Annotated in this window: 22 protein-coding genes; 10 read left to right on the plus strand and 12 right to left on the minus strand. The window is 72.3% G+C overall.

Going from position 1 to position 26,085, the window contains the following annotated elements; translation table 11 throughout:
- Positions 1 to 22: 22 nt before the first annotated feature.
- The 3 genes from ACG2DA_RS12020 to trxA form a co-directional block, all read right to left on the minus strand.
- Positions 23 to 655, minus strand: a complete 633-nt coding sequence (locus tag ACG2DA_RS12020) for a hypothetical protein (protein ID WP_395255922.1) — start codon at positions 653 to 655, stop codon at positions 23 to 25.
- Positions 656 to 693: 38 nt separating this feature from the next.
- Positions 694 to 2,349: a hypothetical protein gene (locus ACG2DA_RS12025; RefSeq protein WP_395255924.1), complete on the minus strand. Its 1,656-nt coding sequence runs from the start codon at positions 2,347 to 2,349 to the stop codon at positions 694 to 696.
- Positions 2,350 to 2,608: 259 nt separating this feature from the next.
- Entirely contained in the window at positions 2,609 to 2,929 is a 321-nt protein-coding gene (gene trxA / locus ACG2DA_RS12030) for a thioredoxin (RefSeq protein WP_395255926.1), read from the minus strand.
- 210 nt (positions 2,930 to 3,139) lie between these two features.
- Between trxA and ACG2DA_RS12035 the strand changes: the two genes are divergently transcribed.
- Both ACG2DA_RS12035 and ACG2DA_RS12040 read left to right on the plus strand, forming a co-directional pair.
- A complete protein-coding gene (locus ACG2DA_RS12035; RefSeq protein ID WP_395255927.1) occupies positions 3,140 to 4,087 on the plus strand; it encodes a hypothetical protein in 948 nt (315 codons plus the stop codon).
- On the plus strand, positions 4,077 to 4,745 hold the full coding sequence (locus ACG2DA_RS12040) for a phosphoribosylglycinamide formyltransferase (protein ID WP_395255928.1): 669 nt from the start codon (positions 4,077 to 4,079) through the stop codon (positions 4,743 to 4,745). The genes ACG2DA_RS12035 and ACG2DA_RS12040 overlap by 11 nt, the downstream gene beginning before the upstream one ends.
- 54 nt (positions 4,746 to 4,799) lie before the next feature.
- On the opposite strand, the gene ACG2DA_RS12045 is transcribed toward ACG2DA_RS12040, so the two are convergent.
- Both ACG2DA_RS12045 and ACG2DA_RS12050 read right to left on the minus strand, forming a co-directional pair.
- Positions 4,800 to 6,290, minus strand: coding sequence for a glycine betaine ABC transporter substrate-binding protein (locus ACG2DA_RS12045; protein WP_395255930.1), 1,491 nt, complete (start codon positions 6,288 to 6,290; stop codon positions 4,800 to 4,802).
- Positions 6,287 to 7,048 carry an ATP-binding cassette domain-containing protein gene (locus ACG2DA_RS12050; RefSeq protein WP_395255931.1) on the minus strand — a complete coding sequence of 254 codons (762 nt, stop codon included), beginning with the start codon at positions 7,046 to 7,048 and terminating at the stop codon, positions 6,287 to 6,289. The genes ACG2DA_RS12045 and ACG2DA_RS12050 overlap by 4 nt, the downstream gene beginning before the upstream one ends.
- 187 nt (positions 7,049 to 7,235) lie before the next feature.
- On the opposite strand from ACG2DA_RS12050, the gene ACG2DA_RS12055 reads away from it, so the two are divergent.
- The 3 genes from ACG2DA_RS12055 to ACG2DA_RS12065 all read left to right on the plus strand — a co-directional run bounded on the left by ACG2DA_RS12055 (position 7,236) and on the right by ACG2DA_RS12065 (position 11,343).
- Positions 7,236 to 8,609, plus strand: a complete 1,374-nt coding sequence (locus tag ACG2DA_RS12055) for a glycosyltransferase family 87 protein (protein ID WP_395255932.1) — start codon at positions 7,236 to 7,238, stop codon at positions 8,607 to 8,609.
- 62 nt (positions 8,610 to 8,671) lie between these two features.
- Positions 8,672 to 10,201: an arylsulfatase gene (locus ACG2DA_RS12060; protein ID WP_395255933.1), complete on the plus strand. Its 1,530-nt coding sequence runs from the start codon at positions 8,672 to 8,674 to the stop codon at positions 10,199 to 10,201.
- Complete coding sequence (locus tag ACG2DA_RS12065) at positions 10,198 to 11,343, plus strand: hypothetical protein (RefSeq protein WP_395255934.1); 1,146 nt, start codon at positions 10,198 to 10,200, stop codon at positions 11,341 to 11,343. Before ACG2DA_RS12060 ends, ACG2DA_RS12065 begins: the two co-directional genes overlap by 4 nt.
- A gap of 186 nt (positions 11,344 to 11,529) precedes the next feature.
- On the opposite strand, the gene ACG2DA_RS12070 is transcribed toward ACG2DA_RS12065, so the two are convergent.
- Both ACG2DA_RS12070 and ACG2DA_RS12075 read right to left on the minus strand, forming a co-directional pair.
- Positions 11,530 to 12,075: a hypothetical protein gene (locus tag ACG2DA_RS12070; RefSeq protein ID WP_395255936.1), complete on the minus strand. Its 546-nt coding sequence runs from the start codon at positions 12,073 to 12,075 to the stop codon at positions 11,530 to 11,532.
- Positions 12,076 to 12,239: 164 nt separating this feature from the next.
- Positions 12,240 to 13,448, minus strand: a complete 1,209-nt coding sequence (locus ACG2DA_RS12075) for a trans-sulfuration enzyme family protein (RefSeq protein WP_395255937.1) — start codon at positions 13,446 to 13,448, stop codon at positions 12,240 to 12,242.
- Positions 13,449 to 13,573: 125 nt separating this feature from the next.
- Between ACG2DA_RS12075 and ACG2DA_RS12080 the strand changes: the two genes are divergently transcribed.
- Positions 13,574 to 14,191: a Uma2 family endonuclease gene (locus ACG2DA_RS12080; protein WP_395255938.1), complete on the plus strand. Its 618-nt coding sequence runs from the start codon at positions 13,574 to 13,576 to the stop codon at positions 14,189 to 14,191.
- A gap of 34 nt (positions 14,192 to 14,225) precedes the next feature.
- Here ACG2DA_RS12080 and cysK read toward each other — a convergent pair whose 3' ends face one another.
- Together cysK and ACG2DA_RS12090 are read right to left on the minus strand one after the other, a co-directional pair.
- A complete protein-coding gene (gene cysK / locus ACG2DA_RS12085; protein ID WP_395255939.1) occupies positions 14,226 to 15,182 on the minus strand; it encodes a cysteine synthase A in 957 nt (318 codons plus the stop codon).
- A gap of 44 nt (positions 15,183 to 15,226) precedes the next feature.
- Positions 15,227 to 17,248: a trypsin-like peptidase domain-containing protein gene (locus tag ACG2DA_RS12090; protein ID WP_395255940.1), complete on the minus strand. Its 2,022-nt coding sequence runs from the start codon at positions 17,246 to 17,248 to the stop codon at positions 15,227 to 15,229.
- A 391-nt stretch (positions 17,249 to 17,639) separates the two neighbouring features.
- Here ACG2DA_RS12090 and ACG2DA_RS12095 point away from each other — a divergent pair, with 391 nt between their 5' ends.
- Both ACG2DA_RS12095 and ccsA read left to right on the plus strand, forming a co-directional pair.
- A complete protein-coding gene (locus tag ACG2DA_RS12095) occupies positions 17,640 to 18,821 on the plus strand; it encodes a hypothetical protein (RefSeq protein WP_395255941.1) in 1,182 nt (393 codons plus the stop codon).
- A gap of 2 nt (positions 18,822 to 18,823) precedes the next feature.
- A complete protein-coding gene (gene ccsA, locus ACG2DA_RS12100; RefSeq protein ID WP_395255942.1) occupies positions 18,824 to 22,723 on the plus strand; it encodes a cytochrome c biogenesis protein CcsA in 3,900 nt (1,299 codons plus the stop codon).
- 85 nt (positions 22,724 to 22,808) lie between these two features.
- On the opposite strand, the gene ACG2DA_RS12105 is transcribed toward ccsA, so the two are convergent.
- The 3 genes from ACG2DA_RS12105 to ACG2DA_RS12115 all read right to left on the minus strand — a co-directional run bounded on the left by ACG2DA_RS12105 (position 22,809) and on the right by ACG2DA_RS12115 (position 25,090).
- Entirely contained in the window at positions 22,809 to 22,907 is a 99-nt protein-coding gene (locus ACG2DA_RS12105; RefSeq protein ID WP_395255943.1) for a 50S ribosomal protein bL37, read from the minus strand.
- 153 nt (positions 22,908 to 23,060) lie between these two features.
- A complete protein-coding gene (locus ACG2DA_RS12110; protein WP_395255944.1) occupies positions 23,061 to 24,068 on the minus strand; it encodes a bifunctional oligoribonuclease/PAP phosphatase NrnA in 1,008 nt (335 codons plus the stop codon).
- 29 nt (positions 24,069 to 24,097) lie between these two features.
- Positions 24,098 to 25,090 (minus strand): bifunctional riboflavin kinase/FAD synthetase, encoded by a 993-nt coding sequence (locus tag ACG2DA_RS12115; protein WP_395255945.1) that lies wholly within the window; start codon positions 25,088 to 25,090, stop codon positions 24,098 to 24,100.
- Positions 25,091 to 25,183: 93 nt separating this feature from the next.
- Between ACG2DA_RS12115 and ACG2DA_RS12120 the strand changes: the two genes are divergently transcribed.
- Together ACG2DA_RS12120 and ACG2DA_RS12125 are read left to right on the plus strand one after the other, a co-directional pair.
- A complete protein-coding gene (locus tag ACG2DA_RS12120) occupies positions 25,184 to 25,750 on the plus strand; it encodes a hypothetical protein (protein ID WP_395255946.1) in 567 nt (188 codons plus the stop codon).
- A gap of 98 nt (positions 25,751 to 25,848) precedes the next feature.
- A complete protein-coding gene (locus tag ACG2DA_RS12125; RefSeq protein ID WP_395255947.1) occupies positions 25,849 to 26,076 on the plus strand; it encodes a twin-arginine translocase TatA/TatE family subunit in 228 nt (75 codons plus the stop codon).
- Positions 26,077 to 26,085: the final 9 nt, after the last annotated feature.

Consider the following 26,085-nt stretch of genomic DNA (forward strand, 5'->3'; position numbering starts at 1 on the left):
GGGCTGACGCCCACCGCTCGCCCTACGAAAGCGGTCGCCCCGCCCACTCCGGCGCCGGCTGCGGATCGGGGGTGAGGTCCGTGAAGTCGGCGATCAACCGCTCCTCGTCCTGCTCCAACCGATAGAGCCGTCCGCCGCGAGTGAAGATCACGCCGCCGCGCTGATCGCGGCCGGACCAGTCGGCGTCCGGCAGGAGGTCGCCGCCGGTATGGATCGGGGCGTCGGACGGGGTGGTACACCGTGAGGGGCGAACTTCCAGTCCGTCCGCAGGGTGCTGGGGATGGACGTCAGCGGGGTTGAAGCGGGCGACCAGGGATCGCGGGCCGTCCCACCGCCCGCCGCCGTAATACGTCGTTCCCTGCGGCCACAACGCTACGGCTTGGAGCCACGGGACGCGGCTGACCGCAGTCCAGGCGTGGGTGTAGCTGCTCTTAAACTGGTAGGCGGAGTGTTTGCTGATGAACGCGACCAGCAACCGCCCGTCCGGCGAGAGGTCGCAGGCAGGTTCGTAGATCCGCCCTTTGATCCACGCCCCGTGTTCGAAGACGTCGCGGTGGGTGTCCCAGCCGATGACGTGGAACCATTTTGACGGACCCCGTCGCAGGATCACGGCCCGGTCGGTGTCGGCGGCGGTGAGGACGAACAGGGAGGGCATCGCGGCGGACGGACCCTCCCCGTCGGATTGCGGTTCGCTCAGGCCGCCCGGCGGGCGCCGTCGGGGAGGATGAGGCCGCGGGGGCGATCCTCCGCGGCGCCCAGTTCCTCGGGGGCGGGCAGTTTGAAGATCGCCGGTTCGTCGCGGAGGTCCGCGGCGACGGCGTCCTCCATCTCCCGCAGCAGTTCGCGGATCATCGCCCCGGACCTGTTCGTCTCCTCGCGCCAGCGGCTGCGGGCGCGGTCGAACAGGTCGTCGCGGGCGGCGACGGCGGCGGCCCGGCGGAGCAGCTCCTCCTCGCGGGCCGCGGCGGCGGAGCGGCGTTCCGCCTCCCAGCGGGTGAGCAGGCGGCGTTGCGTCTCCAATTCCTCCGCCTGATGGGCGAGCGTCCGCTTGGCCTGCTCCAGGTCGGCGGCCCGCCGGCTCAGCGACTCCTCCCGCTCGCCGAGGTACGCCACCACCCGCCGCCGGCTTTCCTCCAGCCGCAGACCGACCGGGGCGCTGGGCCCGGCGTCCTTCAACCGCGGCAGTAACTCTTCGACGGCAACACGAAGCGTCAATGTCTCCCGGTGGGCGGCTTCCAGTTGTTCGCGTAACTCCGCCAGACTCTTTTCGCGGGAGTCAAGGGCGGCAGCGCGGGCGTCGAGCGTCTCCCGGTCCTTGGCGACCGCGGCGGCGCTCTCCTGCCGGGTCAGTTCGAAGGCGGCGGCGTCGTCCGCGACGGCGGCCCGGCGGGCGGCGAGGTCCGCGGCGGCGGCGGCACGGTCCTCGGCGGAGCGGGCGGCGTAGCGGGAGAGCGATTCCTCCCGCTTGTCCAGCAGCTCGCGGAAGCGGTCCAGCCCGCGGCGGCGGCCGTCGGCGATCTCCGCGGCCCGCACCATCGCGGTCCGGGCCCGCTGCACCCGGGCGTCGAACTCGCCGCGGGCCTGCCGCAGCTCCTCGGCGGTGCGATCGAGGTGGGCCTTGCGGAAGTTCAGCCGGTTCTCCAGCACGGCCCGCTCCTGTTCGAGCAGGTCCCGGGCGGCGATCTGGTCTTCCTCGAACGCCCGCCGATCGGCGGCGAGGCGGTCGCGGTCGCTCTCCAGTTCGGCGGCGTCCTCGGTCAGCTGATCCCGCAGACGGTCCAGGGCGCTGCGTTCGTCGGCCAGCCGGCTCTCGGCGGCCCGGCGTTCGGCCTCCCAGGCGCTGCGTTCGGCGGCCCGTTCCTCCTCCCAGGCGGCCCGTTCCGCGGCCAGTTCCCGCTCGTGGGCGGCGCGGCGGTCGTCCAACTCGCCGTCGCAGGCGATTTTGGCGGCTTCGATCTCCGCCTTGGCCCGCTCCCGGTCCGCGGCGAAGGCGGCCCGGTCCCGTTCCAGATCGGAGAGGAACCGCTCGGCGGCGGCGGCCCGCTCGTCGGCCTCACGGCGGCGGTCGGCGGCGGCTCGTTCGCGGTCGGCGGCCCGGGCGTCGCGGTCGGCGGCGGCGGCTTCGCGGCGGGCGACCTCGGCCTCGGTCCGCTCTTCCCGGGCCACGACGGCGGCCTCGCGACGGGCGACGGCGTCGCGGCGTTCGGTCAGCGTGAGGGCCAGCGCCCGCAGCTCCGTGGGGGAGAGGGAGCCGGCGTCCCGCTGGAGGCGGGAGAGCAGGTGGTCCGCTTCCGCTTCGGAAAGGGCCGCGGCCTGGTCGGGCGGCGTCGTCGGGGGGGGAGCGGACATCGGCGGGCCGGGCGACGGGGGGACCCTCGCCGGATAGCACACCGGCCGCGGCGGCGCACAGGGCAACCCCGTTCGAGGCCGCGGCCCCGGGGCTCGCCGCCTCGCGGCGACGGCGAACCGAAGACGGCGCACGCGAAAACCGCCGCGGGTCCCTCCGCGACGGCTTCTTCACCGCCGGCCCGGGACGGAACCCGGGCGGGGTGGCTTCGCGATGAACTTGCTCCGCCGGACGCGGGCGTCCGGCGGAGGAGGCGGGGCCTCAGGCGTGGCTGTCCAGCATGGCGGCGAACTTGCTCTTGTCCGCGACGCCGACCACGCGGTCGACGACTTCGCCGTTCTTGAACAGCATCACCGTCGGGATCGAGCTGATGTTGTGGCTGCTGGCGACCTGGGGGTTCTCGTCGGTGTTGAGCTTGCCGACGCGAACCTTGCCCTCGTACTCGCCGGCCAGCTCTTCGATGGTCGGGCCGATCATCTTGCAGGGGCCGCACCACGGGGCCCAGAAGTCGACGAGAACCGGGGTGTCGGCGGCCAGCACTTCGTCCTGGAAGTTGCCGTCGGTGAAAGTCTGAACGGCCATGAGATCGCTTTGCGTTTGGGCGAGGAATACGCCCGGGAGAGATGCGAACGCCGTGCCGATCGTCCGGGGCGAATCGAGGGCGGTCGGCGGCCGCTCGCGGTGGGCGGGATGTTAGGTCGCCAGCGGGCGGCGTCAAATGAGTTGGGCGACCGCCGCGAACGCGGCGCCCACAGGCTTTCGCCGCGACGCCTCCGGCGAAAGACTGGGAGCATGACGCCCCCCCGCCCCGCCGCCGCCGCGCTGTTCGCCGGGGTCGGTTTGGCGGTCGGGCTGCTCGTCGGGCCGCCGGCGGGCGCCGGAATGGCAGTCGGGGCGAATCGCACTCCCGTCCAAGACGAGCCCGCCCGACAAGACGACCCCGACCAAGGCGAGGGCGACGCCGCCACGACCGCCTCGGACGACGTGGCGCCGTCCGAGGTCCCCGATCGGGCGGCCGACGACCGCTTCGCCATCGTGCGGGACGACACCCTCGGCGTGCAGCCGGCGGAGGGGGCGCTGTACGAAGCGGTGTTGGACGAACTGCGGGTCGCCGACCCGGCGGCCCTCGAAGCGGAGGCGATTCGCTTTCGGGAGCAACGGCGGGAGGCCCTGAACCTGCCGGAGAGCCGCGACTTCCCCGCGTTCCCGGATCTGTTCAACAACCCCGAGACCTACCGCGGGCAGGCCGTCACGCTGATCGGGCAGGCCCGCAAGATCACGGAGTACCCCGCCGGCCCCACCGCGGCGGACCCGGACGAGACCCGGGTCGAACTGTGGGTCTACACGGACGACTCGCAGACGAACCCGGCGGTGGTGGTCGCCCTGGCGGCGCCCGGGTTGCCGCGGGGGGACGACCTGCTGGAACCGGTCAAGGTGACCGGGCGGTTCTTCAAACGGTGGGGCTACGAGGCCCGGGACGGGAAGGTCCGAATCGCCCCGCTGATTCTCGCGGAGCGGGTCGAACCGGTGCGGGCGGTCCAACCGCCGCCCGCGACGCCGTTCGTGCTCGCGCTGACCGCGGCGGTGGCGGTGGTGGGCCTCAGCGCCGGCGTGTGGGCCTGGTGGTTGCGGCCGAAGCGGCGGAAGGGCACGGTCGCCGCCGGCGGGGGCGAAACGCCCGACCTGGGCGGCTTCACCCCGCCCCCCGAAGACGAGCCCGAGTTCCCCCGTGGCGAATGACCCCGAACGACCCGCCCCCCGCCGCCCGCTGGCGGCGCCGCTGGGGCGACCGGTGCGGCTGGCCTGTCTGATCTCCGGCGGCGGGCGGACCGTATTGAACCTGCACGAGCAGATCGCCGCGGGGGCGTTGGAGGCGGAGATCGTGTCCGTGCTGGCCTCCCGGGAATGCGCCGGGGTGGTGCGGTGCGAGGAGGCGGGGCTGTCGGCGGAAGTCGTCGCCCCCCGATCGTTTCCCGACGTGGCGGCCTTCGGCGAGGCGGTTTGGAGCCGGGTCGAGGCGAGCGGGGCGGACCTCGTCGTGCTGGCCGGGTTCCTGTCGCGGTTGCCGATTCCGGAGCGGTGGGACCTGCGGGTGTTGAACATTCACCCCTCGCTGCTGCCGGCGTTCGGGGGGGCGGGGATGTACGGCGACCGGGTGCACCGGGCGGCGCTGGCCCGGGGGGTGACGGTCAGCGGGTGCACGGTGCACCTGGTGACGGAGGAATACGACGCCGGGCCGATCGTGCTGCAATCGGTCGTGCCGGTGGAGCCGGACGACGACGCCGACGCGCTGGCCGCCCGGGTGTTCGACGCGGAACGCGAGGCCCTGCCGGAAGCCGTTCGGCGGTGGGCCTCGGGGCGGTTGGAGGTGAGCGGGAACCGGGTGCGGACCCGCTGACGGGCGCGCCGCCTAACGGCGACGGCGAACCGGGGGGGCGTGTGAGAGGGGCGGTTACCGCCGCTTCGAGAGCGTCCGTTCGAGCCGGTCGAAGGCGAACTGGACCAGCAGCGCCATCACGGCGGCCGGGATCGCCCCCTCCAGCACCGGGCCGATGTCGTCACGGCGGAGGCCGGTGAAGATCGGTTCCCCGTAGCCGCCGGCGGCGATGAACCCGCCCAGCGTCGCCGTGCCCACGCAGATCACCGCCGCCGTCTTGATGCCGGCGAAGATCGACCCCAGGGCCAACGGCAGTTCGATCCGCCACAACCGCACCGCCGGCGGCAGGCCGAGGGCCCGGGCGCTCTCGCGGGTCGCTTCCGGGATGCCGGTCAGCCCGGCGTGGGTGCCCCGCACCACCGGGAGCAGCGAATAGAGGAACAACGCGACCGCCGCCGGGGCGAATCCCAGCCCCAGCACGGGGATCAGGAACACGAACAGCGCCAGGCTGGGCACGGTTTGCAGCAGCCCGGTGGCGCCCAGCACCCAGGCCCCCGGCCGGGGACGCTTCGCGGCGAAGACGCCCAGCGGGACGGCGGCCAGTAGGCCGCAGCCCAGCGCCGTGACGACCAGCCCGAGGTGCTCCACGGTGCGGGCCGCGATCCGCTCGAACAGGCTCGGGGCGGCGGGGACCGGGATGGAGGGATACCGCTCCGCCAGCAGTTCCCCGGCGGCGACGGGCTCCGGCACGCCCTCGCCGTCGACCCGGGCGTTCAGGGCGATCATCGTCTCCTCGTCCAGAGTGCCCTCCAGCCGGCGGATCGCCTCCAGTGCCGCCGGGGCCTCGTCGGCGAGTTCCGCCCGGTACAGCAGCACGGCGCTGTAGTCCGGGAAGAACCCGCGGTCATCCTCCAACTGCCGGATCGAGGCCCGGCTGAGCTTCGCGTCGGTCGTGTAGAGCTCGATCACGTCCAGGGCGCCGCTTTTCAGCCCGCTGTAGGCGGCCTCGTGCTCCAACCCCGTCACGGCGGTCTGCGGCAGCCGGTAGGCCCGCTGCAAGCCGCTCCAGCCGTCGTCCCGTTCGAGGAACTCGAAGTTGAACCCCAGCCGCAGCCCGGGGTGCTTCCGCAGGTCGGAGATCGTGCGAACGTCCAGCTCCTCGGCCCGCTCCTCCGTCATCCCCAGGGCGTAGCCGTTGGCGAAGCCGAGCGGGTCGCTGATCTTCAGCCCCAGCGGGGCGACGGCGGCCCGCATCTCGGGCAGCGTGGTCAGCTCCGGCCGCTGGAGGATGTCGCGGACGAGGGTGCCGGTGTACTCCGGGTAGAGGTCGATCTGCCCTTCCGCCAAGGCCTTCCAGGCGGTCTGCGTGCCGCCGAGGGCGGCGTCGTGGGTGACGATCGCCCCGGCGTCCCGGGCCAGCTGGGCGGCCAGCTCGCCGAGCACGACGGACTCCGTGAACGCCTTGGAGCCCACCCGGACCCGCGGCGCCTCCTCGGCGGAAAGCGGCGCGGCGCAGGGGCCGGCGAGGCCCGTGATCAGCACGGCGGCGAGCAACGAACCCCTCACGCCGGCAGCCCCCGCTGGGCGGTGACGAACCGTTCGACGAACTGATCCGCCGGGTCGTCCCGCAGGGCCTCGTACGGTCCCCGCTGGGCGACGCGGCCGCCGGAGAGCAGCACGAGGTCCGGGCTCATTCGGGCGGCCTCGGCGAGGTCGTGGGTGACGATCACCACGGTTTTCTTGAGGGCGGCGAACAGCTCGACCAGTTCGCCCTGCAACTCGTCGCGGACGATCGGGTCCAGGGCGCCGAGCGGTTCGTCCATCAGCAGGGCGTCGGGCTCGCAGAACAGGGCCCGGATCAGCCCGACCCGCTGCCGCTGGCCGCCCGACAGCCGCGACGGGCGGCGGTCCAGCAGGTCGGGGTCGAACCGGCAGAGCATGCAGAGGGAATGCAGCCGGCTCTCGATCCGGTCCCCCGACCAGCCGAGGTGCCGGGCCAGCAGGGTGACGTTGCCGCGGGCCGACAGATGCGGGAACAGGCCGCCGTCCTGGATGACGTAGCCGACGCGGTGCCGCAGCGCCCGCAGCGCCGCGGTGTCGGGCGGCGGGAGCGGTTCGCCGTCGGCGGTGACGAGGCCGGCGTTCGGGCGGAGCAGGCCGATCAGGAGCCGCAGCACCGTCGACTTCCCGCACCCGCTGGGGCCGATCAGCGCTGTGGTCCGGTTCGGCTCGAACGTCAGGGAGAGCCCATCGAGCACCGTCGTCGGCTCCACGCCGCGGCGTCCCCGCCCGAAGGTTTTGGTCACGTCGGCGAGCGCGAACATCGGGCCGGGCGGACGGGCGGGAGGCGACCCCGGCGGAGCGGGACGGGGGCGAACGGTAATCACGCGACGGCCCGCGGGCGAGACCGGCCGCACGCCGGATCCGACGTCCGGGGACCGGCCCGCCCGTTGACCGGGCGATGGGGGCGGCTCTACCGTCTCGGCCGCCCGCCCGGCCCGAACGTTCCGCATGACCGCTTCTCCCGCCCCGGGCGCTCCCGGCTCGCCCGCCGCCGACCCGGACCGCCCCCGGTGGTTCGAGACCCCCCGCTTCCGCACGGGCGTGCTGACGTTCGTGGCGATCCTGTGCGCGGTGGAATTCGTTTACGCCGTCTTCAAGCGGGAAAACGACTACCGGGTCTACCTCAACTTCGGCGCGGACTTCCTCGCCGGGGAGCCGTACCGCAGCCCGGGGAACTTCTACCCGCTGGCCCGCTGCGCGTTTCAGGGGGCGATCGCGGCGCTCCCGGTGCGGGTCGGCAAGGCGTTGGTCTACTCCGCGGCCCTGCTGACCGTCTGGGCCACCTGGCGGGTGTGGGAACGCCTCGCCGAGCGGCAGGACGGCCCGCTGGCGCCCCCCCGCCGGTTCGCCGCCGCGGCGCTGGCCGGCGCCGTGCTGTTCCCCTTCCTCCTGCGGGACCTCGACGAGTGCGGCCTGCAACTGCTCTGCCTCGGCATGCTCACCGCGGCGGGGGCGGCGATCGCCCGGGGCCGAGCCTGGCTGGGCGGGCTCTGGCTGGCGGCGGCGATCTCCTTTCGGGTCACGCCGCTGCTCTTTCTTCCCCTCCTGGTGTGGAAGCGGGAGTGGCAGGCCGCAGCGGCGACGGTCGTGGGTCTGATCGCCCTGAACCTCGCCCCGGCCCTCTATCTGGGTTGGGACGAAGCGGTGGAACAGAACAAGGCCTGGGTGACGCACGTCACCACAGTGCTGGGCGACTCCCCGGACGCCTACCCCTCCCCCGGCGAGATTGAAGCCCCCAAGCACCAGAACGTCGGCCTGCGGGCGGCGCTGGCCCGGCTGCTGGAGACCTACGAACCGGGCCACCCGCTGTATCTCGATCACCCGCTATTTGTGCAGTTCGGGGACCTCGACGCCCCGACCGCCCGCAAAGCGATCTACGCCGTGATCCTGGCGATGGGCGCCGCGGTCGCCTGGCGGATGCGGCGCCCGTGGCGGACGACTTGGCCGCCGGCGCTCTCCTCCGAGTCGCACGACCCGTTCGCCCGGGACTGGGCGGTCGCCTGCCTGTTCGCGGCGCTGCTCTCGCCGGTCTGCTGGAAGCACCACACCGTGCTGGCGTTGCCGGTCGTGTTCCTCGCCGGGCGGCGGCTCGTCGCGGGGGCCGAGACCCGCGGTCGCACGGTCGCCTTCTGGCTGTCGGCGGCGGCGATCTGGGGCGGACGGAAGTTCCTGCTGGGCGACGACCTGGCGCTCGTCTGGTTGTCGTACAACTTCGACACCCTCGCCCTGCTGACGTTCGGGGCCCTGTGCCTGTACGCCCCAAAGAACCCTCGCAACGCCGAGGCCCCACGGGGCCTCAGCGTTCCGGCAGAAACTGCCTGATTGCACGCGGCGCTGGGCGGCGTCATGGTGAGACCGTTCGCCCCTCCCAACGGTTTCGCCCGATGCTTCGTCGGTGTGTCTGGACGCTTTTTGCGGCGTCGCTCTGCCTCGCCCCCGCCCTCGCCGCCCCGGTGGACGCCGGTCCCGTTGAGCAGGGCGACGCCGGCTCGGCGGCGAAGCCGAACGTCGTCTGGTTCATGGCGGACGATCTCGGCTACGGGGACGTCGGCGCCTTCGGGGCGACCGCGGTGCCTACGCCGAACATCGACGCCCTCGCCGCCCGCGGGATGAAGTTCACGGACTTCTACGCCGGCAGCACCGTGTGCGCCCCCAGCCGCAGCGTGCTGATGACCGGCCTGCACACCGGTCACACCCCCATCCGCGGCAACGCCCGCGTCCCGCTGGCCGACGGCTACGTCACCGTCGCGGAGACCCTCCAGGACGCCGGCTATCGCACCGGCCTGTTCGGCAAATGGGGCCTGGGCGAACCCGGCACCGAGGGTACACCCAACAAGCAGGGCTTCGACGAGTTCTTCGGCTATCTCAACCAGCACCACGCCCACAACTACTACCCCGCGTTCCTGTATCGGAACGAGGAGGTCGTCCCGCAACCGAACGTGGTGCCGGAGGGCGCCGCGGGCCGCGAACCGCTGTTCGGCGTCGGCTACGCCACCAAGAAGGGCGCCTACAGCGCCGAGGTGATCCACGAGGAGGCGTTGCAGTTCGTGGAGGACCCCGCCGAGGGGCCGTTCTTCCTCTACTACGCCAGCACCCTGCCGCACGCCAACAACGAGGCCCGCCGTCGGCCCGGCGGCGGCTCCGAGGTGCCCGGCCTGCAGTACGACACCGAGACCGCCGACCGCTACCTGCCGGACTACGGCGCCTTCGCCGACCGCGACGACTGGGACGACGCCACCAAGGGCCACGCCGCGATGATCGCCCTGCTGGACAAGCAGGTGGGCGAACTGGTCGCGAAGATCGACGATCTCGGCCTGACCGAGAGCACGCTGATTATCTTCACCTCCGACAACGGCCCCCATAAAGAGAGCGGCCACGACCTGAGCCAGTTCGACGCCACCGGCCCGCTGACCGGCTTGAAGCGGACGTTGACCGAGGGCGGCATCCGCGTGCCGACCATCGCCTGCTGGCCCGGCCACGTGCCGGCCGGCACGACCAGCGACCACGTCGCCTACTTCGGGGACTTCTACGCCACCGCCGCCGACCTCGCCGGCACGGAGACCCCGCCGGGGCTGGATTCGATCAGCTTCGCCCCCACCCTCCGCGGCGACGCGGACCGGCAGGAGGAGCACGATCACCTTTACTGGGAGTTCTACGAGCAGGGTTCGAAGCAGGCCGTCCGCATGGGGAACTGGAAGGCGATCTTCCGCCCCCTCGGCTCCAAGACCCCGGCCCTGTACGACCTCAGCACGGACCTCGCCGAGCAGCACGACGTTGCCGCGGAGCACCCGGAGATCGTCGCCCGGATGATCGAGATCGCCGCCGCGGAGCACGTGCCCGACCCGCAGTGGAAGCCGAGCGGGAAGGTCTCGAACCCGACCGGATCGAAACCGAAGAACCAGGCGACGCGATGACCCCCGCCCTGCTCGCCGCCGCCCTGCTGGCCGGTTCCCCGACGACGGCGGCCCCCGCCGTGCAATTGGGGGGGCTGTTCGACGGCCTGTTCGGCGACGCCGAACCGGTCGACGCCCCGGAGCGGCCGGAGAGCGGCAGCGGGCTGACGCCCGAAAGCGGCAGCGGCCTGCGGTTCGAGTCCGGCAGCGGCCTGGGCGGCCGGTTCGACGGCCGCCCGGGAAGCGCGGCGCCCGTCCAGAGCGGCAGCGGGATACGATTCGAAAGCGGGAGCGGCCTCCGTCGCGGCTTCGACCCGCCGCCGGAGGGGGCGTACGACAACCCGCCGCGTTTTGCCCCGCAGTCCGGTTCTGGCCGCATTCAACTCAGCCCGGGCTCCAGCAGCGTCCGTCGGGTCATCGAGGACGGCAGCGGATGGATCGAAACCGGGAGCGGTTGGGTCCGTAACCTCGAGTCGGGCAGTCGTTCGATGACGTACGAACAAATGGCGGGCCTTGAGCCGCGGGAAAGCGGCAGCGGCGTCGAGTCCGGCAGCGATCTGTTCGGCGGGCGGCCGAATCCGTTCGGGCGGCCGTCCGAACGGCTGTCGAACGATCCCGGCGTGATCGCCCCCCCGCCGCGACCGCGGACGGCGGCCCCGCGGAGCCGGGCCGAGTTGGGCGGCGGGTTCGACCCCAACGAGCTGCCATCGCCGGGCGACGCCCCGCCGCCGCCGCCGCCGCCGTCCAACGACGCCCGGGTGCATGCGTTGCTGGTCTCGCTGGGCTGGATCGCGGCGCTGGTCGCCGGCGGGATCGCCGGCTACCTGCTGGGCCTGAGCCGCGGAGCGGAGCGCCGCCGCCGGAGCCTGGAGCCGCGGCAACTCGACTTGGCCGGGGAGGTCGCCGAGACGGCCGACTCCCTCATGGCCGCCGCCAACGCCGGGGAGGCGGGGCGGTTCGAAGCCTGCGTGGATCGGCTGCGGGAACGCGTCGGCCGCACCGCCGTGCTGCTGGACGACCGCTCCGCCGCCGCCGTGCGAAATCTCGTCGCCGCCGCGACGACCGGTTCGCCGACCGAACCGCAGGCCGACCGCGACGCCCGCCTGCAATCCGCCTACGACGGCCTCGTTGTCGCCCTGCGTCGCAGCGTGCGGGGCGGGTAATATTGCTCCCCTCGCCCCCCTTTTGGGGGAGAGGGGTTGGGGGTGAGGGGGCTGTGACTGACGGATGCTATTCCCCGTCCGCTCCCTGTTCTCGTCGGTCACGTCACCGCATGAGCGGAGGCCGGCGAACCGTTCCCCACCCTCACCCCCGGCCCCTCTCCCTCAAGGGAGAGGGGGGAAGAAGAGTCACGCCGCGAGCTTCTCCCACTGCCGGCGGACCCGGCTCAGGCCGACGCCGCAGACCTCGAACTCGTCCGCCAGCCGGAGCAGCACCGGGCCGTCCGCTTCGTCCGGCGGAGCGTCCGCGGCGGTGCGGTAGGCCGCCTTCCCCAGCGAGGCCACGTCCAGCAGGGCGTCGGCGGCGTTGCGGCGCCGCAGACGCTCCGGATAGACGCCGGTGAGGAACAACGCCACGTCCCCGGCATGACGAAAGCCGTCCCGACGGGGACGGCCTTCGCGTTGATCGGCTTCCTGGAGCATCCCGGCGACTTGTTCGATCCGGGCCCCGTCCGGCGTGCGGAGCCGGAAGATCGCGTCCCACTTGGTGAACCTCACCAGCAGGTCGCCGAGGTAGTCCGTCAGCGACGGGTCCGCCACCCCCAGTTCCGCCTGAAAGGTGTTCTCGACCAGCCCGGCGAAGAACCGCTTCAGGGCGTCCGCCCCGGCGACGATGCGGGACTCCGGGCGGGGCCCGGGATCGGGCGGACCGGGCGGCGGCGGGGCGGGCGACATCGGCGGGTCTCCGGTCGTGTGGGGAACGCTAGGCGTGAGCCTTCTGAACGGAACGCGGCGGGCGCAGCCTCAACCGTAGGTCCGGACCGCCGGGACGGTCAATCCGCGTTTCCCCCAACGTGCGTCACGCCGCGGCCCCGTGGGGTCGCGGCGTGACGGCCGGATCACGCCTTGGCGCTGGCCGCCTCCAGCGCCCCGCCGATGTCCTTGATGAGGTCGTCGGCGTCCTCGATCCCGACCGACAGGCGGATCAGGTGCTCGTTGATCCCCCCGGCCCGGCGGGCTTCCTCGCTCATGCTGGCGTGGCTCATCAGGAAGGGGTACTGCCACAGGCTCTCGATGCCGCCCAGCGATTCGGCGAGCATCACCAGTTTGGTGCCGGTCAGGGTGTTCTGGGCGAACTGCATGTCGCCGGCGGTTTCGAACGACAGCATCGCCCCGAAGCCGTCCTGCTGGCTCTTCGCCAGTTCGTGCCCTGGGTGATGCGGCAGGCCGGGGTAGTGCACCTTTTCCACGGCGGGGTGCTGGTCGAGGAACTTCGCCACGGCGAGGGCGTTCTCCTCGTGCTTCTTCATGCGAACGCCCAGCGTTTTCACGCCCCGCAGCGTCAGCCAGCAGTCGAACGGGCTGCCGCCCAGGCCGAGGGCGTTGCAGGCGAAGGCGATGCCCTTGGCGTACTCCTCGCTGCCGGCGACCACGGCGCCGGCGATCACGTCGGAGTGCCCGTTGATGTATTTGGTGGTGGAGTGCACCTCCACGTCCACGCCCAACTCGATCGGCCGCTGCAGGGCCGGGGAGAGGAACGTGTTGTCGGCGATCGTGAACAGGCCCTTTTCCTTGGTCACTTTGACCAGCGCCCGGACGTCGTGGACGTTCATCAGCGGGTTGCTGGGCGTCTCGATCCAGAGGGCCTTGGTGTTCTCCGAGACCGCGGCGGCGACCTCGTCCGGGTCGGAGAGGTTCACGAAGGAGACCCGCACGCCGCGCTTGGGCAGCACGTCGTGGAACAGGCGGTAGGTGCCGCCGTAGATGTCCCGGCCGGCGATCATGTGATCGCCGCTGTTGAGCAGGTGGCAGGCCAGGTCCACCGCGGCCATGCCGCTGCAGGTTACCCGGCAGTCGACGCCGCCGCAGAGGCTGGCGAGGTTCTCCTCCAGCGCCCGGCGGGTGGGGTTGGCGCTGCGGGTGTAGTCGTAGCCGCGGTTGGTCCGCACGTCGTCCCAGACGAACGTGCTGGTCGGGTAGATCGGCGTGGTGGCGCTGCGGTACTGCCCGTCTTTGTCGACGCCGGTGTGCACCGCCCGGCTGGCGAAGCCGTATTCGGAATAGTCCCGCCCGGCGGGCGGGTTGGTGTGCGGGGCGGAGTCGGCCATCGAACGGTGGATTGAAAGAAGGAAGGCGAGCGGGGCATTGCACCGGCGAACCGCCCGGTCCGCAATGCGGTCGGGCGACACGGTATGATGGAGACGTTCCGTCCCCGCCGTCCTCGGAGTCGCCGATGTCCGCCACGACGTTGCCCCGCCCCCCGAAGGCGGGGGAGTCCGGACCGGCGTTTCTTCCGCCCATGACACGGGAGGAGTACCGTGAGTTCGACCGCGGGGCGCACGAACTCCGGTACGAGTGGATCGACGGCGAGGTGCGGGCAGTAAGCGGCGGAACGTTCAATCACGGCCAGGTCGCTGCGAATCTCGCCCGCCTGCTCGGCAATCTCTTTTCCGGGCGAGCGCTCGTGACCCATTCGCAGTCGACCCGGACCCGCGTGCCCGACGGCCCGTACTACTACCCCGACGTGGTCACGGTCCCGTTCCCGCCGGAGTTCGCCGAGGAGTCGGAGGAGACGTTCGCCGCCCCGGTTCTCGTCGCTGAGGTTCTCTCCCCCTCCACCGCCCGCATCGACCGCGGGGAAAAGCGGCGGGAGTACTTCCGTATTCCGTCGCTTGAGAACTACCTCATCGTTCAGCCGAACGTCCGCGAAATTCTTCGCCTCACCCGCGACGGCGAGCAGTGGGCGGAGCGGCGGTTCCGTGCGGAGGACGTGGACCTGCCGCGCTTCGGCGTGACGTTGCCGGCGGACGCGATCTACGAAGACTGTCTCCCGGGCGAGCGGATCGGTTAGCCGCTCTCTTGAAGAGAGCGGCTAACCGATGCGATTAAGCCGCGGACGCGAGTTGCGGTTCGTCGCGGAAGGTCTCGAACAGCGGGGTGGTCATGTAGCGCTCGCCGATGTCCGGCAGGACGACGACGATCGTTTTGCCCTTGTTCTCCGGCTTGGAGGCGATCTTGAGAGCCCCGGCCATCGCGGCGCCGCAACTGATGCCGCAGGTAATGCCCTCCTCGGCGGCGATCCGCTTGGCCATCTCGAAACTCTCCTCGTCGGTCACCTTGACCACCTCGTCGACGAGGCTGACGTCGAGGTTCTTGGGGATGAAGCCGGCGCCGATCCCCTGAATCTTATGTTTGCCGGGGGAGCCGCCGGAGATGACGGGGCTGGTTTCCGGTTCGACGGCGACGCTGTGCAGGGGCGTGCCCTTCTCCTGCTCCCAGTAGCGGCTGACGCCGGTGATCGTGCCGCCGGTGCCCACGCCGGCGACGAAGATGTCGACTTTGCCGTCGGTGTCCTCCCAGATCTCCGGGCCGGTGGTTTTGGCGTGGATCTCCGGGTTGGCCGGGTTTTCGAACTGCTGGGGCAGGAAGGCGCCGATCTCCTCGGCGATCTCGGCGGCCTTGTTGATGGCGCCCTTCATGCCGTCGGCGGCGGGGGTGAGGACGAGGTTCGCCCCCAGCGACCGCATCATCGCCCGGCGTTCGAGGCTCATGCTTTCCGGCATGCAGAGCGTCAGCTTGTAGCCGCGGGCGGCGCAGACGAACGCCAGCGCGATGCCGGTGTTGCCGCTGGTCGGCTCGACCACCTGCATGCCCGGCTTGAGCACGCCCCGCTTTTCCGCGTCCCAGATCATGTTGGCGCCGATCCGGCACTTCACGCTGTAGGCCGGGTTACGGCCCTCGATCTTCGCCAGCACGGTCGCCCCGGTGTCGGCGGCCAGCTTGTTGATCTTCACCAAGGGCGTTTTGCCGATGGACTCGGAGTTGTCGTTGAGGATCGGCATCGGGGGGCGCTCCGGCGGTGCGGGGTCGGTGGATCGGGGCGGGATTATCGACGAACCCGCCGCGGGCGACAAACCAGCGGCCGGCAGGCGGTGCCCGGGGCGTCGCCGCGGGTCCGCACGATCCCGTTGCCCAGCCGCAGCGGGGCGGCGGGCGCCGCCGGGGCGGTCGGCGTCCCGGCAGGGGTCGGCTGGTACAGGCTGGTCTCGACGGCCCCGCCGGCGGCGTCGCCCTGCAGCAGGGCGAGGGTCCGCTGCGTCGCCTTGTTGATGACCACGATCCGCGTCGGCCCGCCCTCCGGGCCCAGCGGGCGGATGATGCAGGTGATCTCCGACCCGCCCGCGGCGCCCAGTACGTCCGCCACCGCGGCGGAGCTCTCCCGCGTCGCGGCCGGGCGGCTCTGGGGGGCGGCCGGCGGGTCGACGGAGGCGGTGCGGGCCGGGGCGGCGGTCGGGTCGCCTTCCTCGAACAACGCGTCCATCCAAACCTCCGCGGCGGGATCGTCGGTCGCGGGGCTGTCCTCGGCGTCGAAGGCCTCGGCCCCGGCGAACTGCTCGGCGTTCGTCCCGCCGGGGGACTCGAACTCCGGCTCGGGAGAGGTCGCGGGGGCGGACCCCGAACCGGCCGGGGGCGGCTTCAGGGCGGTCAGCCCGTGCTTGTCCAGCAGGGCGTTGATCGGCTCGATCGCGGTGTAGATGCCCTCCGGCGGGTCCTCGCTGCGGCTCCAGACGACGCCGATCAGCCGGCCCGCCCCGTCGAAACACCCGCCCCCGCTGCGGCCGAGCTGCGGCTGGCCCGTGCAGCTGAAGTTTTTCGGCCCCATGCAGGCCGGCACCCGCTGCACGCGGTGGCCCTGCCGGGTCGGCTCTTTGCCGCCGTCGCAGCCGACGCTCACTACCTTGTCGCCCGGGGCGACGCCCGGCGGGGCCAGGGCGCTGGCCGGCACCGTGTGGGGGCATTGAACCGCCAGCAGGCCGACGTCGCTCTGCTCGTCGAAGCCGATCAGCGTCGCCGGCCAAGCCCGCGGGGCGCCGTCGGCGAAGGTCTCCACCTCGATCCGGCCGCCCGGCTTGTGGGTGCGGAAAATGTGCCCGCAGGTCAGCACGACCGCCCGGCCGGGGCGGCTGGCGATCACCGTGCCGCTGCCGAAGTTCAGGCCCTGGGCGTCGAACACCTGAATGCGAACGACCGTCTTCATCGGGTCCCGCTCCGGCGAGACCGGCGGGGCGTCGGCGACGGCGGACCGCTCGTACCCGCCGGAGGCCGCCGCGGCGCCGGAGCGATCGGCGCCCGGCTCGTCGGCGGAGGCGAAGCCGGCCGGGTCGGCGTCGGCGAACGGATCGTCGATCGTCTTCGGTCCGTTCCGCTCCTCGTCCTTTTTGAACTTCAGCCAGTCAAAGAAGCCCCCGCGGTCGGACTCCGGGCTGCCCTGCTCCCGGCCGCCGGTCAGTTGCAGGGGGACGTCCGAGGGCTCGACCGGGCGGCGGGGCGTCTCGGGCAGGCGTTCCGGCTGGCGGTCGCGTTCGGCCCGGGCGAGGGCGGCCGCGTTGGCGGTCATGGCGCTCGTCAGCCGGGTCCGCAGCCGCTGGGCGACGCCGTAGCCGTCCCCGCCGGGCACCCCGGCGCTGCGGTGCACCTCTTCGCCGTTCACCTGTAAGAGGAAGGTCGGGGCGCTGTTGACCCCGAACCGCTGGGCGAGGTCCGGCCGGCCGTTCAGGTCGACCTTGTAGATCGGCAGGCCGTCGGCGTGCATCCGCTCGATGAAGGGGCGGATCGTCTGGCACGGACCGCAGTTGGTCATCGTGAACCAGATCAGCTTGACGTCGCCGAAGTCCTTCCCGAAGGCGGCGGTGCGCTCGGGGTGAGTCACGACCTCCGGGCCGGCGGGTTCCGGCGACGCGGCGGCCCGGTCGGCGGCGAGGGGGTCCGCCCCGGCGTCGGCCGGCGGACCGGCGGAGGCCAGCGACAGCGCCGCCGCCGCCACGATCAGCGGAACGGCGCGGACTCCCCGGCGAGCGGTCGTCCCGACTTGGGGACGGGGAGCGGGAACGGTCGTGCGGTCGGACACCCGGGCGGCCTCTTGCCGATGGGTTACGGTGAACAAGCCCCGCGGCGAGCCGGCCGGATGTCAGGACGACAATCCCCCGGCGGGCGATTGTAAAACCGACAGACGACGGTCCCCGCGACGGCGGGCGGATCAGCGGCGGCGTCGTGCGTTCGCGATCCGAACCGACTTGTTGCGAACGGCGTGCCAATCGCGGACCGGCGTTCGAAAAGGCCCCAACGCATCCAGCAAGCCCGGTCAATGTGCCGCGGCGGCCGGCCCGCCCGGCGCCCTTGGGGGCGTTCCCCGGATACAATCGTCCCCCCGCCCCCCGCCGTCGCCCCTCAACCGGCCGCCCCGCATCCGGCGGGCGGCGGCCCCGCCCCGCGTTCTCACCCCCCTCCCCGCCGTGCCGTTGCGGTTCGTTGCCCCACTGATTTCGCCCCGCCCGCTGCTGGGCGCGCTGCTCGCGGCGGCGACGCTGGTCGGCTGCGGCGGGGAAGAGGACCCGATCTCCGTCTACACCGTGCCGGCGCTGGAGCCGACCGACTCGGCGGCCGTCCCCACGACGGCCCCCGCCGCAACGGCCCCCGCGACGAGGCCGCCCTTCGCCCCCTTCGCCGGCGGGGCGGCCGGCGGCGGAATGACCGGCGTGCAGACGCCCGACGAACCGCAACGGCTCCTCGGGGCGATCGCCACCAAACGGGCGGCCGACGGCGCCCTCTGGTACTTCAAGCTCAGCGGCCCCGTCGCCGCGGTCGAGGCCGCCGAGGACGACTTTCACGCCTGGCTGAAAACCGTCTCCTTCGAGGACGGCGAGCCGACCTGGACCGTGCCGGAAGGCTGGACCGAGCAGCCCGGCAGCGGCATGCGGGCGGCCACGCTGCTGACCCCCGACGGCACCGAGGCGACCGTGATCCGACTGGGCGTCAGCGGCGACCTGGAAGAACGCATCGACGCGGACGTCGAACGCTGGCGGGGGCAGGTCGGAGCGACCGGCGACGCCGGCACGGTGGAGGAGGTGACGCTCGCCGACGGGTCGACGGCTCAGGTTCTTCGAGTCTCCACGCCGGCGGCCGCAGAGATGGCGGGGGCGTCCCCTGCCTCTCCGTCACCCGCGAAACCGCAAGCGTCGGCCCCGCCGCAGGCGGCCGCGGCGCTGTTTGAATACGACCTGCCGGAGGGCTGGGGCGAGGAGCCGGCGCCGTCGACGGCCCGGTTGGCATTCACGGCCGGTGCCGGCGAAGACGCCGCCCGGGTGACGATCAGCGAGTTTCCCGCCTCGGCGATGTCGCTGACGGACCTGGTCGGCATCGTCGCGGATCAGTCCGGCACCGGCCCGTGGAACCCGGCGGAGGACGCCGGTCCGATCTCCGTCGGCGGGGCGGACGCCGTGCGGATCGAACTCCCCGCGAAGGAGGAGGGCGGGCCGACCGTGCTCGCCGCCGCCCTGACCCGCGGGGACTCCCTGTGGCTGTTCAAGCTGCTCGGCGACGCCGACGCCGTCGCCGCCGCGACCCCCGCTTTCGAGCAGTTCCTCGCCGGCGTGCAGTTCGACGGCTCCCAAAACAACGACACTCAAGCGGAAGGCGAATGACGATGGCCGACGACCTCGCCCCCGCCCGCAGCGACCGGACGACGGACTCCCGGACCGCAACCTCCGGCGTTCTGAACGCCCTGGCCTCGCTGCGGATCACCGTCACGCTGCTCTCCCTCAGCCTGTTCCTCGTGCTGGCCGGCACGCTGGCGCAGGTGAACAAGGACATCTGGGAGGTCGTCCACGGCTATTTCCGCTGCTGGTTCGCCTACATCCCGATCCGCGACCTGCTGCCGGCGACCTGGTTCGGCCCCGGCACGCCGGCGAACTGGAACGTCGACGAGATCGGCGGCGGCTTCTGGTTTCCCGGCGGCTGGACGCTGGGGCTGGGGCTGGCGATCAATCAGATCGCCTCGATGCTCACCAAATTCCAGGTGAAGGCCTCCGGGACGAAGCTGTGGGCCGGACTGGCCGTGACCGCCGCGGGGGCGGCGATCACCTGGGCGGTGGTGGTCTCCGGGATGAGCGGCGGGGCCACGCAGGACGTGCCGCTGCTGGGCTTCGCCGCGATGTGGAACCTGTTCCGGGTCTGCGTCGCCGCGGCCGGGATCGGGATGAGCGTCTGGACGCTGCGGGCGCTGGCCGACCCGGTCAAACGGCGGGAGCCGGTCACGATTCTGATCGCCGCGGGGGCGGTCGGCGGGCTGGCGCTGGCCCTGTGGGCGTTGTTCCAGGGGGCGGTCTCCGACGGGAGCGCCCGGATCCTGTGGAACCTGATGAAGGCCACCTTCGCCGCCGGCGTGCTGCTGGCCGGGTTGCTGCCGATCTTCGGCCGGCAGGGCGGCACCTTCCTGCTGCACTGCGGTCTGCTGATGTTGCTCGGCAGCGAGTTCTACACCGGCGTCGTCGCCCGTCAGCCCACGCAGGAGGCCTCCATCTTCCTGCGGGAGGGCGACCGGGTGGACTACCTCACCGACGCCCGCCATTTCGAACTGGCCCTGATCACCGAGACCCCCGAGGGCGACCGGCACGCCGTCATCTCCGGCGACGAATTGCTCGCCGCCGAGGAGGAGGGTCGGACGATCGACGACCCGCGGCTGCCGCTGGCCGTCACGCCCGTGGAACTGTTCGAAAACGCCCGGGCCAGCCGACCGGCGGACGAGGACGTGCTCTCCGCCCCCGACGACGCCCCCGGCGGCGACCCGGGGTTCACGCTGGTGGAGGTCGCCAAAGGCGTCGGCGTGGGCGACACGGCCTCCGCCCAAGATCGCCCCGGCGGGCTGTTCCGCCTGACGGACAAGAACGGGAAAGAACTCGGCGAGGCGCTGCTGTGGACGGACAACGTCACGCTGCGGAACCTGCTCGATCCGGTTCCCGTGGTCGTCGAGACGCCGGACGGCCCGGTCCGCCTGCAGCTGCGCTACGCCCGCAAGTACCTGCCCTACACGGTCGGTCTGAAGGCGGTGCGGGCGGAGATGTACCCCGGCACCTCCACGCCGCGGACCTACGAGAGCGACCTTGAGATCGCCCCCCTGCCCGACCGGGCGGGCGAGGAGGCCGGCGAGCCGTTTGCGGCGTTCATCAAGATGAACAACCCGCTGCGGTACAGCGGACGGACCTTCTATCAGCAGAACTTCTACGGGGCCGTGCCCGCCGGGCCGTTCTCGACGCCGCAGCCCGAGGGGACCGGGTTGCAGGTGGTGACGAACGACGGCTGGATGGTGCCCTACGTCGCCTGCATGGTGCTGGCGGTGGGGATGCTGGCCCAGTTCTGCATGAGCCTGACCCGGTTCCTCGGCCGTCGCGGGCCGGTGACGGTTCCCGCCGCCGCAGCAAAGCACGAACCCGCGGACGCCCCCGTCCCGGACCCGGGCGACGAACCCGGAACCGGCCGCTGGGGCTGGGTCTTCCCGGCGGTCGTGGTCCTCGTGCTGGGCGGATACGCCGTCTCCAAGTGGCGGGCGCCGGAGCCGTACGTCAGCGCCGAGAAGGCGGCGACGGCGGGGGTCGGTTTCGACCTGGACGCCTTCGGCAAGATCCCCGTGCTGCACAACGGGCGGTTCAAGCCGATCGACACCGTCGCCCGCAACGCCCTGAAGGCGATCAACGGCAACAAACAGTCGTTCGAGACCGCGACCTTCCCCACGCCGGAGCAGGTCGCCGACGGCACCGACCCGGACGACCCAACCCTCACCCGGTCCCCCGCCCTCCGCTGGTTCCTCGATCTGATCGCCGACCCGCCGGCGATGGCGAACCACCGGGTGTTCCGCATCACGAACCCGCAGGTGCTCAGCACGTTCGGACTGAAGCCGCGGGAAGGGCTGACCTATGCCATCGGCGAGTTGCCGGACGACTTCACCGCGACGCTGAGCAAACGGATCGACGACATCCGCGGTCCCGACGGTGAGGGCGAACCGAAAACCGCCGATGACCGGGCCTTCGTGCAGCTCGCCCAGCAGTTGGGGGTGGTGAACACCCTGCTGATCTCCTTCGACCCGGACGCCTCCGTGCCGCCGGGGGCCTCGCTGGCCAGCTACGCCCAGCGGTACGCCCGGCTGTGGGACGAGGGGCAGGCTCCGCTGGCCGTGCCCCGCGGCCCGCGGTGGGAGACGCTGGCCCATGCGGACCTGCAGGAGTCCACCGAGGCCGGGATGCTGCCCGTGCTGGAACAGGCCGGCGTCTCGCCGGAGCGGTTCGTGAACCGGCTCGAACCGGGTTCGGAGCCGATTCCCGGGCTGTCCGCGACGCTGACGCCCGCGGAGTTCGACGGCGAACCGGACCCGGTCGTCGACGCCTGGCGCGAGCTGCGGGAGGCGTGGAAGGCCGACGAACCCCGCGCCTTCAACCTGGCCGTCAAACGGGTGCGGCAGCGGGTCGTCGACGCCGACGAGGAGCGCCGGGCGGAGTTCGACGTCGCCCGCTCCGACCCGCCGCTGGCCCAGGGGGCGATCAATTTCGAAGCCTGGTTCAACCACGCCGCCCCGCTGTGGTGGTGCTGGGCGCTGTACATCGCGGCGACGGTGTTCACGCTCGTCGGCTGGGTGCTGGTGCCGGTCGGCTGGGGTGTGCCGCCGCGGCGGGCCGCGTTCTGGCTGGTGATGTTCACCTTCGCCGTGCACACCGTGGCGCTGGCGGGCCGCATCTACATCTCCGGCCGCCCGCCGGTGACGAATCTGTATTCCTCGGCCGTATTCATCGGCTGGGGAGCGGTGGGCCTAGGCCTGTTGATCGAACGGCTGTACGGCTGGGGCGTGGGGAATGCGCTGGCCTGCGTCGGCGGGGTCGGCACGCTGCTGATCGCCCACTCGGAGCCGCTGTCGAAGGGCGACACCTTCACCGTGCTCCAGGCCGTGCTGGACACCCAGTTCTGGCTTGCCACCCACGTGGTCACGATCACGCTGGGCTACGCCGCAACCGGGGTCGCGGGGATTCTGGGCCTATTCTACGTGCTCGGCGGGCTGTGCTCGCCGGCGCTGGCGACGGTCGTCGGCCGGCCGGGCACGCGGTCGGCCGGGCAGGATCTCGGCCGGGCCCTGGCGGGGATGATCTACGGGGTCGTCTGTTTCGCGGCGCTGCTGAGCCTCGTCGGCACGATCCTCGGCGGCCTCTGGGCCGACGACAGCTGGGGCCGCTTCTGGGGCTGGGACCCGAAGGAGAACGGCGCCCTGATCATCGTGATCTGGAACGCCCTCGTGCTGCACGCCCGCTGGGGCAAGCTGGTCGGCGAACGCGGTTTGGCGGTGCTGGCGATCGCCGGCAATCTCGCCGTCGCCTGGAGCTGGTTCGGCACGAACGAACTCGGCGTGGGCCTGCACAGCTACGGGTTCACCGAGGGCGTGCTGATGACCCTCGTCTGGGTCGCCGCGGTGCACCTGACGATCATCGCCGCCGGCGCCGCGATCCCCCGGCGGCTGTGGTGGAGCGAGACGGCCCGCGCCGAACGCGACGCCCGGCAGGTCTGACGCCCGTCCAGTTTGAGGGGCGCATGCGGAACGCCGAGGCCCCGCGGGGCCTCGGCGTTCCGACGTCTCTGTGCTGTCAGACCGATTAGGTCTTAATCGCCCGCCGCTTTTGCTTGCGGGCTTTGCTGCTGGCGGGGCGAGCCCCGTGATGGGCTTTCTTGAGCTTGCGCTGGGTTTTGGCCATGACGTGACGGATGGAATGCGGGGAGGCGGACGGACAGTCTACGTCGGCCCGAACGTTTCGTCACCTGCAACACGGTTGACCAGCCCGGAGCGCAAGCTCCGGCCGCGCGAGAGGCCGCTCGACCGCCGAGGCTTGCGCCTCGGGCCGGCCAGCCTAGGAACGACAGTCGAGGGCGTGCTCGAACGCCAGCCGCACCCGTTCGGCGGCGACGTCCAGCGGGCCGGCGACCATCGCGCCGGCGGCCTGCCGGTGTCCGCCGCCGCCGAAGGAGGCGGCCAAGGCGCTCACGTCGCAGCCGCCGCGACTGCGGAAAGACAGCTTCACCCGGCCGTCCGGCTGTTCGACGGCCACGAAAGAGGCCTCCGTCCCGCCGACCCGCAGGCAGTCGTTGGCGAGGCCCTCGGTGTCCGGCGGGCGGCCGCCGGTGCTGGCGAACTCCGCGGCGCCCACGGTCGTGTAGGCCAGCTTCCCGTCACAATCGATCTTCATCCGCCGACGGCCCTCGCCGCTGAGCAGCAGGCTCTGGATCGATTGCTCCTCATAGAGTTTGCGGTACAGCTCCGTCGGGTCGGCGCCGGCTTCCATCAGCCGGGCGGCCAGCCGCATCGTCGAGGGGCGGGTGTTGCTGTGGCGGAACCAGCCGGTGTCCGTGGCGATCGCAACGAACAGCGGGGTGATCGCCGCCGGCGGCAGCGGCAGGCTGAGGGCGTCCGCCATCTCCGCGACCATCGCCCCGGCGGCCTCCGCGGAGGTGTCCCGGAAGACCGTCGCCCCGATCGCTTCCAGATCGTCGCTGGCCTGGTGGTGGTCGATCACCACCCGTTTCGCCCCGGTCCGCTGGAAGACCTTGGCCAACTCGCCCAGCTGCACGAACGAGGAGGTGTCGACCACGATGTGTAAATCGTGATTCTCCACGAAGTCCGCCCCGCTGGCGGCGCCGGCTTCGCGGCCGGCGCCCTGCCGGGGGAAGACGGCGATGCGACCGTGCGGGTCGAGGAACGCCAGATTGTCCGGCGCCCCGGAGGGGTTCACGATCGAGACCGTTTTGCCCATCGCCTCCAGAATGGCGGCGAGGGCCAGTTCGCTGCCGAGGGCGTCGGCGTCCGGGCGGGCGTGACTCGTCAGCGCCACGCGGTCCGCGGCGTCGAGGAGGGGGCGCAACGGGGTCCAATCGACGGGCATGCGGGATGTTAGCCCGATTCGCCCGTCGGTGTCGCGGTAGCGATTCGGCGGGCGGCAGAAACGTCCGCGAGCACCTGCCGCTTCAACTCCTCGGCGTTCTCGAAGGCTCGCACGCCCCGCACCCGGTCCAACAGGTCCACCGCGAGCCGGCGGCCGTACAGGTCGCCGGAGAAGTCCAGCAGGTGGGCCTCCGCGGTGGGCGGGCCGGCGTCGAACGTCGGCCGCGGACCGAGGTGCAGCGCCACGGGATAGTTCCTTCCGTCCACCGTCGCCCGGCCGGCGTAGACGCCGGGGGCGGGGGGGAGCACGTCCAGTTTCGCCAGATTCGCCGTCGGGAACCCCAGCGTGCGGCCGCGACCCTCGCCGCTGACGACCGTGCCGGCCAGCCGGTGCGGCCGACCGAGCAGCCGGGCCGCCTCCGCCACGGCCCCCTCCGCGATCAGACCGCGGATGCGGGAGGAACTGACGGGGGCGCCGTCGACCGTCACCGCCTCCACGGTTTCCACGGTCCACCCGTGCGGCCGGCCCCAGCGGCGGAGCGTCGAGACGTCCCCCACCCGGTCCTTGCCGAAGCGGAAGTCGCCGCCCTCCACCACGCCGACGGCCCCGAAGGCGCCCAGCAGCACCCGTTCGAAGAACTGCCCGGCGGTGTGGGCCAGCAGGTTCCGGTCGACCGGCAACCGCACGACGGCGTCGGCCCCGCCGGCCCGCAGCAGTTCGGCCCGGCGTTCGTGCGTGGTCAGCAGCGCCGGGGTGAACTCCGGCCGCAGCACGGCGACGGGGTGCGGGTCGAAGGTCACGGCGACCGCCGGCACGCCCCGCTTCTTCGCCAGACGCTTCAGTTCGGACAGAATCGCTGCGTGGCCGCGGTGGACCCCGTCGAAGTTGCCGACGCTCAGCAGGCCGCCGCGGGCCTCGGGGGGAACGACGATCTGCCAGTCGGCGGGCGTGCCGGCGGCGTCGGACCGCTCCGGGTCCGCGGATGCGTCGGCGCGGGCCATGCGGAAACGAACGGGCGGGGCGGGCGGCGCCGGCGGGACCGGCGCCGGGCGGCGGTTGTGGCGAAAAACGGGGGGTCGCATCATAGCGGAACCATGCCCGATTCGACCCCGCCCGCCGACCCGTTGTTCCTCGCCCTGCTGGAGACCGCCCCGGCGACGGTCGCGGGGTTCGTTCGGCCGATCCTGCCGCCGGAGGGTTCGACCGAAACGCTGGCCGACCGCGTCGGCGAGACGACGCCGGAGGGCGAGGCGATCCTGCCGCGGCTGCGCGAGATGTCGGGCGACCGCCTGCTGCCCGACCGCCCCGGCAAGCCGGCGGAACTGATGAAGGCGGGACTGCTCCTCCTGCACGGCGACCTCGACGCCTCGCACCGCATCTCCCAAAGCCTCGAGGGCGACCACGACGCCGACGCCTGGCACGCCCTGATGCACCGGCTCGAAGGCGACTACGGCAACAGCGGGTACTGGTGGCGGCGGGTCGGGTCGCACCCGATCTTCGCGGAACTGGCCGAACTGACGGACGAACCGGCCTGGGACCCGCAGGACTTCACGGACCGCTACCGCCGGGCGATGCGGGGCGGGGACGCGGCGGAACGGGCGTCCGTGCGATCCTTGCAGGCGGCGGAGTTCGCCCTGTTGTTGCAACATTGCGAGCGCTGACCGGCGCTTCCGGCGCCGGACCCTTCACCCGGGGCGGTTCGTCGGCGTAGAATGATCCGTCCCGCCCCGCCCGCGTCCCGTTCGCGAACCGCCCCGCCATGTACTCGCCTTCGCTCGCCCTGATCGGAATGCCCGGTCTCCCGGAGATGGCGATTTTCGCCGTCATCGTGCTGGTGCTGTTCGGCAAGCGGTTGCCGGGTGCGATGAAGTCCCTGGGGCAGAGCGTCGGCGCGTTGAAGCAGGGCCTGAACGAAAGCCAGGCGCTGGACGACGAGCCGGCCCCGCCGGCCGTCGAGTCCACCACCAAGACCCCCACCGCCGCCTGAGGCCGCGGG

It is taken from the genome of Alienimonas sp. DA493, from assembly GCF_043951915.1.
In the GTDB taxonomy this organism is placed as follows: domain Bacteria; phylum Planctomycetota; class Planctomycetia; order Planctomycetales; family Planctomycetaceae; genus Alienimonas.